The organism is Hydrogenophaga sp., assembly GCF_030656115.1.
Lineage (GTDB): Bacteria > Pseudomonadota > Gammaproteobacteria > Burkholderiales > Burkholderiaceae_C > Hydrogenophaga.
On record NZ_JAUSOO010000018.1, the window covers coordinates 1 to 8,573 of the forward strand.

Annotated in this window: 9 protein-coding genes and 1 pseudogene; 7 read left to right on the top strand and 3 right to left on the bottom strand. The window is 65.3% G+C overall.

Features of this window, described 5'->3' with window-relative positions; all coding sequences use genetic code 11:
- Nucleotides 1-132 precede the first annotated feature (132 nt).
- The 7 genes and pseudogenes from Q7J58_RS01995 to Q7J58_RS02025 all read left to right on the top strand — a co-directional run.
- Nucleotides 133-321: pseudogene (locus Q7J58_RS01995) on the top strand (DUF2282 domain-containing protein); the annotation flags it as partial.
- Nucleotides 322-357: 36 nt separating this feature from the next.
- Nucleotides 358-1,254, top strand: a complete 897-nt coding sequence (locus Q7J58_RS02000) for a DUF692 domain-containing protein (protein ID WP_304822685.1) — start codon at nt 358-360, stop codon at nt 1,252-1,254.
- Nucleotides 1,251-2,111, top strand: coding sequence for a DNA-binding domain-containing protein (locus tag Q7J58_RS02005; protein ID WP_304822688.1), 861 nt, complete (start codon nt 1,251-1,253; stop codon nt 2,109-2,111). The genes Q7J58_RS02000 and Q7J58_RS02005 overlap by 4 nt, the downstream gene beginning before the upstream one ends.
- A 53-nt stretch (nt 2,112-2,164) precedes the next feature.
- On the top strand, nt 2,165-3,382 hold the full coding sequence (locus Q7J58_RS02010; RefSeq protein WP_304822691.1) for an ABC transporter substrate-binding protein: 1,218 nt from the start codon (nt 2,165-2,167) through the stop codon (nt 3,380-3,382).
- A gap of 9 nt (nt 3,383-3,391) precedes the next feature.
- On the top strand, nt 3,392-5,044 hold the full coding sequence (locus Q7J58_RS02015; RefSeq protein ID WP_304822694.1) for an ABC transporter permease subunit: 1,653 nt from the start codon (nt 3,392-3,394) through the stop codon (nt 5,042-5,044).
- Nucleotides 5,041-5,691 carry an ATP-binding cassette domain-containing protein gene (locus tag Q7J58_RS02020; RefSeq protein ID WP_304822697.1) on the top strand — a complete coding sequence of 217 codons (651 nt, stop codon included), beginning with the start codon at nt 5,041-5,043 and terminating at the stop codon, nt 5,689-5,691. The genes Q7J58_RS02015 and Q7J58_RS02020 overlap by 4 nt, the downstream gene beginning before the upstream one ends.
- A gap of 28 nt (nt 5,692-5,719) precedes the next feature.
- A complete protein-coding gene (locus tag Q7J58_RS02025) occupies nt 5,720-6,286 on the top strand; it encodes a CDP-alcohol phosphatidyltransferase family protein (protein WP_304822701.1) in 567 nt (188 codons plus the stop codon).
- On the opposite strand, the gene Q7J58_RS02030 is transcribed toward Q7J58_RS02025, so the two are convergent.
- From Q7J58_RS02030 to Q7J58_RS02040, 3 genes are all read right to left on the bottom strand, one after another.
- Complete coding sequence (locus Q7J58_RS02030; protein WP_304822703.1) at nt 6,240-7,676, bottom strand: bacteriohemerythrin; 1,437 nt, start codon at nt 7,674-7,676, stop codon at nt 6,240-6,242. The genes Q7J58_RS02025 and Q7J58_RS02030 overlap by 47 nt on opposite strands.
- Nucleotides 7,677-7,681: 5 nt before the next feature.
- On the bottom strand, nt 7,682-7,912 hold the full coding sequence (locus tag Q7J58_RS02035; RefSeq protein WP_336623461.1) for a zinc ribbon domain-containing protein: 231 nt from the start codon (nt 7,910-7,912) through the stop codon (nt 7,682-7,684).
- A gap of 176 nt (nt 7,913-8,088) precedes the next feature.
- The coding region (locus Q7J58_RS02040; RefSeq protein ID WP_304822706.1) for a transposase at nt 8,089-8,573 on the bottom strand (485 nt) is incomplete at its 5' end.

Sequence of the window (8,573 nt, forward strand, 5' to 3'; positions counted from 1 at the left end):
TCGGCTCATGATTTGCGCTCCACGCTTCCTTCCCACACTCGGTCGCCCTCATGCGGTTGCGCTTCGCTTCGCTCGTCTTGGTCAACTTGCGGCGGGACTTGCACCCGCAGGAGTGCGCCCATGCTGGGCGCACAAGAAAAATGCTACGGCATCGCCAAAGCCGGGCAAAACGACTGCGGCAATCTGGGCGGCACGCACTCCTGCGCGGGCCAATCCCAGGTGGACAACGACAAGGGCGAATGGAAGTACGTCGCTGCCGGCACCTGCAAGACATTGGGTGGCCTGTCGGCTGACGAAGCCAAGAAGGCCATGAAGTCTTGATCCCTTTCGGCACGCCCGTTTGAAAAGCCCGCCACCATGACCGCACCCGTTCATAGGCTCTCAGCCGCAGCGCCCCAGGTGGGCATCGGTTGGCGGCATCCCCATTACGCAGCGCTGCTGGAACAGCAACCCGCCCTGGACTTCATCGAAGTCCATTCCGAGAACTTCTTCGCCCCCGGCGGTGCCGCGTTGGCCGTGCTGCGCGAGGGCCGCGAGCACTACCCGGTCAGCCTGCACGGCGTGGGCCTGTCGCTGGGTTCGGCTGCGGGTATCGACCCCTGGCACCTGGACCAATTGGCGCGGCTGGTCAAAACCATTGAGCCCGTGCGTGTGAGCGACCACGCCAGCTTTGCGCGCGGCGCCGGCCTGCATGCGGCCGACCTGCTGCCCGTGCCAATGAGCCATGCCGCGCTGACCATCCTGTGCGCCAACGTGAACCAGGTGCAAGACCGCTTGCAGCGGACCATCGCGGTAGAAAACCTGTCGGCCTACATGCGCTGGCGCGAGGCCGACATGGACGAACCCACCTTTCTGAACGCGCTCTCGCAGCGCACCGGCTGCCAGCTGCTGGTGGACGTGAACAACATCTACGTGAACGCGCTCAACGCGCAACGGCGCAGCGTGACCACCGACCCGCTGGGCGACTGTACGCGCTGGCTCGACGCGGTGCAGCCGCGCCACGTGGCCGAAGTGCATCTGGCGGGCCATGTGCACTGTGATGACATCGTCATCGACGACCACGGCAGCCGCGTTCATGAGGCTGTGTGGACGCTGTACAGCCACGCCGTTCGGCGCTGGGGTGCTGTGCCCACTCTGATCGAGTGGGACACCGATCTGCCCGACTTTCAGGTGCTGCTGGACGAAGCCGCGCGCGCGCGCTCCACAGCCCAACGCAGCCTGGAAGCGGCCGCTTTGCAAGTGGCCAACGCATGAACACGCAGGCACTGCAAGCCTTGGGCGCCCAGCAGCAGGCGCTGCTGCAAGCGCTGCTGGCCCGGCCCGGTAGCGCCGACGCCCATGCGTGCGAGGAGCGGTTGGCGGGCTTTATCGACGCCAGCCAGCCACAAACAGCCCGGGGGCTGGCGGTTTACCGGGCCAACGGCCATGCCATGGCCGAACGGGCTTTGCGCAGCGCCTACCCCGTGGTCGCCCAACTGATCGGCGTGGACAACTTCGCGCTGCTGGCGCGCGACCTGTGGCACCAGCACCCGCCACTGCGGGGCGATCTGGCCCAGTGGGGCGGCGCCTTGCCGGACTTCTTGCAGCACAACGCGCAACTGGCCGATGTGCCTTACCTGAGCGATGTGGCGTGCACCGAATGGGCGTTGCACACCGCCACCGGCGCGGCTGATGTTGTGCCCGACCCTGGCAGCTTCGCGCGTCTGGCGCAAGAAGCGCCTGAAGGTCTGGCACTCACCCTGGCGCCCGGCACCGCCGTGGTGTGCAGCGCCTACCCGGTGGCGAGCCTGATCGGAGCACATCTGGACGCAACGCCTCGGCTGGACGAAACCGCCCAGCGCCTGCGCGACGGCCAGGGCGAACACGCACTGGTGTGGCGCCAGGGGCATCGCCCGCGCCTGCAGCGTATCGACCCCAGCGCATCGGCCTTGGTGCAGGCATTGCTGGCCGGTGCAGACCTGCCCCAGGCGCTGAAAGCCGCCTGTGGTGCGACGCATTCAGCCAACGCCTTTGACTTTTCCGCCTGGCTGCATGCCGCCGTCGCGGATGCTGTGGTCACAGGCGTGCACAGCTTGCCACCCCGAGTGAAGCCCCAAAAACCCAGCCCATGAGCCCCATCGGTCCATGAATTAAGCTCAAGCACCCATTTTTCGGAGACCTTCAATTGACAACCTTCAGCCTGTCCCGCCGCGAACTCCTGTTGGCTGCGGGCACCGCCACCAGCGCTGCCGCGGTACCTTCTTGGGCCCAACCGGCCACACCCACCTGGACCGGGATCGAAAAAGCCGCGCGCGGCCAGACCGTGTACTTCAACGCCTGGGCCGGCAGTGAGACCACCAACGCCTACCTGCAGTGGGTGGCTGCTGAAGTGCAAGCCGCTTATGGCATCAAGCTGGAGCACGTCAAGATCACCGACACCGCCGACGTGGTCAAGCGTGTGCGCGCCGAAAAAACGGCTGGCCGCCAGGCTGGCGAAGGCACGGTGGACCTGGTGTGGATCAACGGTGAGAACTTTGCGGCCATGAAGCACGACCGCCTGCTGCTGGCGCCCTGGGCCGAGGCGCTACCGAACTTCCAATACGTGGACACCATGGGCAAGCCCACCACATTGAACGACTTTTCGGTGCCCACCGACGGGCAAGAGTCGCCCTGGGGCATGGCGCAATTCACGCTGTTTGCCGACAGCAAGCGCCTGCCACAGCCACCGCAAAGCATGGCCGAGCTGCTGGCGCTGGCGCGCCGACAGCCCGGGCGCATCAGCTACCCGCGCCTGCCCGACTTCACCGGCACCACGTTTGTGAAGCAGGCGCTGCTGGAGCATGTGGCCGATGTCAGCGTGCTGGCCAAGCCACCTGTGACCGGCGATTTTGCAAAAGTCACCGCCCCGTTGTGGCAGTTTCTGGACGCGCTGCACCCGCACCTGTGGCGCGGCGGCAAGCAGTTCCCACAGAGCCCGGCCGCCATCCGGCAGATGATGGCCGACGGCGAACTGCTGCTGGCGCTCACCTTCAACCCCAACGAACCGGCCAACGAAATCGCGGCCAAGCGCCTGCCGGCCACGGTGGTCAGCTGGCAGTTCGCCCAAGGCACCATTGGCAACACGCACTTTGTGGCCATACCGTACAACGCCAAAGCCGCTGCCGGCGCCCAGGTGGTGGCCAACTTTCTGCTCTCGGCCAAGGCGCAGGCGCGCAAGGCCGACATCCAGCACTGGGGCGACCCGACCGTGCTCGACCTGGCCAAACTGCCCGCTGCCGAGCGCGCCCTGTTCCCCAGCCAGCCGCTACCCGGCCAGGTGGCCAAGCCAGCACCCACGCTGCCCGAGCCGCACGCTGCATGGGTGGAGCCGGTTGAAAAGGAGTGGACCCAAAGATACCTGTGACGGACCCCTGTGACGGCCTTTCGCCTGCCCTTCGCCACCGCCCTGCTGCTGCTCGCGGGCCTGCCGCTGCTGGCCACGGCGGCGCTGGCGCTGGCGGCGCTGCTGGATGCAGCGGCTTGGCGCGCGCTCTGGGAAGATCCGCACTGGCTGCGCGCCCTGGGCCTCACGCTCTGGACCGGGTTGGCTTCTACCGCCCTGGCTTGGTGGGTGTCGGCGGCGTTGCTGGCGCAGGGCTTTGTGCGCCAGTCGCTGGGGCGGCTGCTGCGCGGTCTGCCGGTGATGCTGGCCACGCCACACGCCGCGTTGGCCATTGGGCTGGTGTTTTTGCTGGCGCCCAGCGGCTGGCTGCTGCGGGCGCTGTCGCCCTGGCTCACCGGTTTTGAATTTCCCCCGCCCTGGCCCACCACGCAAGACCCGTGGGGCCTGGGGCTGATTGCCGCGCTCACCGCCAAAGAGATTCCATTTTTGCTCTGGACCGCTGCCACCCAGCTGCAGCGCGACGACCTGCGCCAGCGCTGGCGCAGCGAACACGCGCTGGCCCAGACACTGGGCTACAGCCCGCAGCGGGCGTTTTGGCGCGTGGTGTGGCCACAGCTGAGCGCGCGCCTGTGGTGGCCGCTGCTGGCGGTGCTGGCCTATGGCCTCACGGTGGTTGACATGGCGCTGGTGATTGGCCCGGCCTCGCCACCCACGCTGGCGGTGCTGGCCTGGCAATGGCTGCAAGACGCCGACCTGGCGGTCAATGCCCAGGGCGCCGCAGCCGGCGGCGTGCTGACGCTGACCCTGCTGGGGACGGCGCTGCTGTGGCGGGGCCTTCAGCGCCTGCACCGGCGGGGCGGCCAGCGGCTGAACGGCCGGCGCGGTGCTGCGTCCACGCCCGCGGGCGCACAACCGCCGGTGGGTCTGCCTGCGAGCTACCTGCTGCTGGCCGGCCTGTACGGTGCCGTGCTGCTGGCGCTGGCCGTGGGCAGCATCGCCGGTGTGTGGCCGTTCCCCCGCGTCTGGCCCGAAACCGTCACCTGGCAAGCCTGGCACCGCGTGTGGGACAGCCGCAGCACCGTGGGCACCACCCTGGGCCTGGCGCTGGCTTCGGCCGCGCTGGCGCTGGCCTGGAGCGTGGCCTGGCTGGAGCTGGCGCCGCGCCGCTGGGACACCGCCCTGCGCCCGGTGCTCTACCTGTCGCTGGTGCTGCCCGCCGTGCTGTGGGTGGTGGGCTTGTACAGCCTCGCACTGCAGTGGCGGCTGGAAGGCCAGTGGCTGGGGTTGCTGCTGGCGCACACCGCCATGGTGCTGCCCTATGTGTTGCTGGCGCTCAGCCCCGCCTACCTGGGTTTTGATGCGCGCTACGCCCAGCTCAGCGCCAGCCTGGGCCACGGCCCCTGGCATTTTTTGTGGCGCATCAAATGGCCGCTGCTGCGCCGCGCGCTGGCCGCCAGCGCGGCGGTGGGCTTTGCCGTGAGCGTGGCCCAATACCTGCCCACCCTCTACATCGGGGCCGGGCGTTTCAGCAGCGTCACCACCGAAGCCGTGAACCTGGCGGCTGGCGGGCAGCGCTCGCTCACCAGCGCCTACGCGGGGCTGCAGTTTGTGCTGCCCGTGCTGGCGTTTGCGCTGGCCGCCTGGCTGGGCGCTCCCCGCCGTTTCAAACCCGCACACCCATGACGCTTCAGGTTCACATCACCCAAATCGGCAGTGCGCAGCGAGTGCTGCTGCAAGGGCTGCGCTTTGAGGTGCCGGCGGGTCACATCCTGACGCTCATGGGACCCAGCGGCAGTGGCAAAAGCTCGGTGCTGGCGGCCATTGCCGGCACGCTGGGCAGCGTGGCCGAAGGTGCGCAGGCGCTGCACGCCCAGGCCAGCGTGCGGCTCAACGGTGAGGACATCAGCCTGCGGCCCACCGCACAGCGCGGCGTGGGCCTGCTGTTTCAAGACGCGCTGCTGTTCGCCCACCTGACGGTGGCAGAAAACCTGCTGTTTGCCGTGCCGCCCGGCCCGCGCGCCCTGCGCATGGCCCAGGTGCAGCAAGCACTGACCGAAGCCGGCCTGCAAGGCTACGGCGAGCGCGACCCGGCCACATTGTCGGGCGGGCAGCGCGCCCGGGTGGCGCTCATGCGCGCCCTGCTGGCGCAACCCAAAGCCTTGCTGCTGGACGAGCCGTTTTCCAAGCTCGACACCACGCTGCGCGACCAGTTCCGCGCCTTTGTGTTTGAGCACATCCGCGCCCACCAGATACCCGCCGTGCTGGTGACACACGACGCCGCCGACGTGGCCGATCCCGACCGCCTGATGGTGCTGAACCATGCTGGATAAAACCATACAACAAGCGCTGAAACCGCTCATGACACGCGCCGCCCGCAGCCTGGTGCGCCTGGGCCTGCGTGCCGACACCATCACCCTTGTCGGCTTCGCCACCGGCATGGCCGCCGCCACCGCCATTGCGCTGCAGCATTACCTGAGCGGTTTGGCGCTGCTGCTGCTGTCACGTCTGATGGACGGGTTGGATGGTGCCGTGGCCCGCGCAACCTCGCCCACCGACCGGGGCGGCTTTCTCGACATCACACTCGACTTACTGTACTACGCCCCGATTCCGCTGGCCTTTGCGCTGGCCGACCCGCCCGCCAACGCCCTGCCCGCCGCCGTGCTGCTGGCCGCCTTCATCGGCACCGGCAGCAGCTTTCTGGCCTTTGCCGCTGTGGCTGAAAAGCGCCAGCTGCAGTCGCTGGCGTTTCCCGACAAAAGTTTTTATTTTCTGGGCGGACTGACAGAAGCCACCGAAACCATCCTCGCCTTCACCGCCATGTGCCTGTGGCCGCAGTGGTTCGCGCAGATCGCTTACGGCTTTGCGGTGCTGTGCGGCATCACGGCGGTGCTGCGCATCGGCTGGGGCTGGCAGCGGTTTCGCTGACGAGTCGATCGGTCTGGTTGGCGATGAATCGGGTCAGGTACCGGTCGGTTCGGGTGGTGTGGTTGGCAAACCAGTCAAACAAGAACAGCTGGATCTGAAAGCCCAGGTACAAGCGCGAATGGCGTTGTTGCGCAATGTCGTCGGCCAGGCACAGGTAGCGCTGGGTAAAACTGCGGTGCTCTTGCACATGGGCCGCAAGGTGGGGGTAGTGGATGCGGTGCATGATCACTTCTTCGGTTTCAAAGTGCATCTGCACATACCGACCGATGAATTGCATGATGTCGTCGATACCCACAAAGTTGCCCGTAGCCACTTTGGCCGCCAAATCATTGATGTGCACCAGCAGCTCTTGGTGCTGTTCGTCGATGAGCGGGTTGCCCACCAGAAACTCGTCCCGCCACGCCAACTCGCTGCCCACTTCGCCCGTCGCATGGTGAATACCGGTGGCCCGGTACTCCCGGCAGCGGCTCAAATAGGTTTGCGCAGGTTGGTCGTCGGGAACCTCGGTGATGCAGGCTTGCAGCAACGGCTCTGCCTGGTCGATTTCTTTCAGGTGGTAGTAGGCCACCGCCTCTTCAAATGCGTGCCGGGTTTTCAGCTTGCCTTCGCGCAAGGCGGCGGGATCGGCGTCGAACACCTCGTACACCGAATGGGGCTGTACTTTGCCCTTGACCCGGATGCGATCGACAAAACGTACGCAGTAGCGCTGGGGATCCTGCAGGTTGTAGAGGGTTTGCTCGCTGATGAGCAGCGAAATGCCGTAGGTCTTGGTCATGCTCTCCAGGCGCGACGACAAGTTCACAGCGTCGCTCAACACGGTCAGTTCTTGCCTGCGCATGCCACCGACCAGACCAAGCATCACGATACCGGTGTTCAGACCAATGCCAATGCGGGTGGGCAACCGGCTTTGGCGTATGCGCCTGTCGTGCTGCACATGGATGGGCAAAGGCTGCTTGCGCTGACGGCGCTCATTGCCTTTTTCCACACGGTTGAGCATGTCGATGGCACTTTGCACCGCATCATCGGCGCTGCGCGGAAAGAGCGCCATGATGGCATCGCCAATGAACTTGTCAATGAAGCCGCCATTGGCTTCAATGGCGGGCTCCATGCTGCCGAGATAGTCGTTGATGAAGGCGTAGGTTTGTGCAGCCGTCATGTTTTCGGACTGCTGGGTAAAGTTGCGGATGTCGGTGAACAACACCGTCATGGTGGTTTCCAGGTGCTGCCCTCGGCGCAACTCGGTCAGGCTCTGGGCACCAAGCAGATGCACCAAACCTTCTGGCACAAAGCGGCTGATAGCCGCCTCGATGCACGCCAAGCGCTCTTGCATCTGCTCCAGTTCGCTCAAAGAACCGGTGCTGTTGGACACGTCGTTGGGTGTGGTGGCCATCAAAGTCATCTCCCCAAAGCCAAGGGGCAACCGCTGTGCGCGCCCGGTGAGACACACGAGCCACACGACGGCAAGGGCAGCACCGCCGAAGCACTGCCGGTCGGGGTGGCAAACACCGACAGCAGCTTGGTCAACCGGGTGGATTGGCACCGAGGGCACGTCGGAATCGTGTCTGAGCGCACCAGCGCTTCAAATTCATGGCTGCAATCGGAACAAGCGTATTCGTACATAGGCATGAGGTTCTCCTTAAACCGTGCGCGATCAAGTATCGCTGTTTCGGGTATCTGCACTTCCGGTAGTTGTCAAACTATCTGTCGTCGAAAAGCACCAGCTCAACATGTTTGTTTGAGCACAGCGTGGAGGCGGGCATGAACAAAAGACGGCTCTATGACGTTTTGAGTGGAACTTGACATCAGACGCACCGCATGATGAGCCTCTGGCTACGTGGTTTTGCAGCCTCAAACGGATTCGCTGGCAAATGGACCAGTTTGGACATGCGCAGGTAAGCAATGGCGATGAAGTTCTCGGTATTTCTGAACCCGCGAGCCGCTCGCTTGGCCTGCTGCAACAACCCATTCATGGCCTCCACATAGGCATTGGTCCTGGCCTGTAGCATCCCTGCCACCACACCATCCCAATGCGTTTTCAGTGTGTTGGCCAACCGCTTGAACGGATCAAGTCGTGATCGGCTGGCCCACGAGATCCACTGCTTGAGTCCGGTCTTGGCCACCTCCTCGGATTGGGCCTGTGCAGCGGATTCATAGACTTGGCGCAACGCCGTTTTCATGCGCCAAGCCCTTGCAGCCTTGAGGTGCGTGCGCTGCAAAACGTACATGGCCTGCATGTGCCGTTGGCTCCATCGCTCATGGTGAGTACGCATCGCCCACGTCAATGAGC

Coding starts and splice junctions, on each gene's coding strand:
- Q7J58_RS02000 (WP_304822685.1), top strand. CDS start 358: ATGACCGCACCCGTTCATAGGCTCTCAGCCGCAGCGCCCCAGGTGGGC.
- Q7J58_RS02005 (WP_304822688.1), top strand. CDS start 1,251: ATGAACACGCAGGCACTGCAAGCCTTGGGCGCCCAGCAGCAGGCGCTG.
- Q7J58_RS02020 (WP_304822697.1), top strand. CDS start 5,041: ATGACGCTTCAGGTTCACATCACCCAAATCGGCAGTGCGCAGCGAGTG.
- Q7J58_RS02025 (WP_304822701.1), top strand. CDS start 5,720: ATGACACGCGCCGCCCGCAGCCTGGTGCGCCTGGGCCTGCGTGCCGAC.
- Q7J58_RS02030 (WP_304822703.1), bottom strand. CDS start 7,676: ATGGCCACCACACCCAACGACGTGTCCAACAGCACCGGTTCTTTGAGC.
- Q7J58_RS02035 (WP_336623461.1), bottom strand. CDS start 7,912: ATGCCTATGTACGAATACGCTTGTTCCGATTGCAGCCATGAATTTGAA.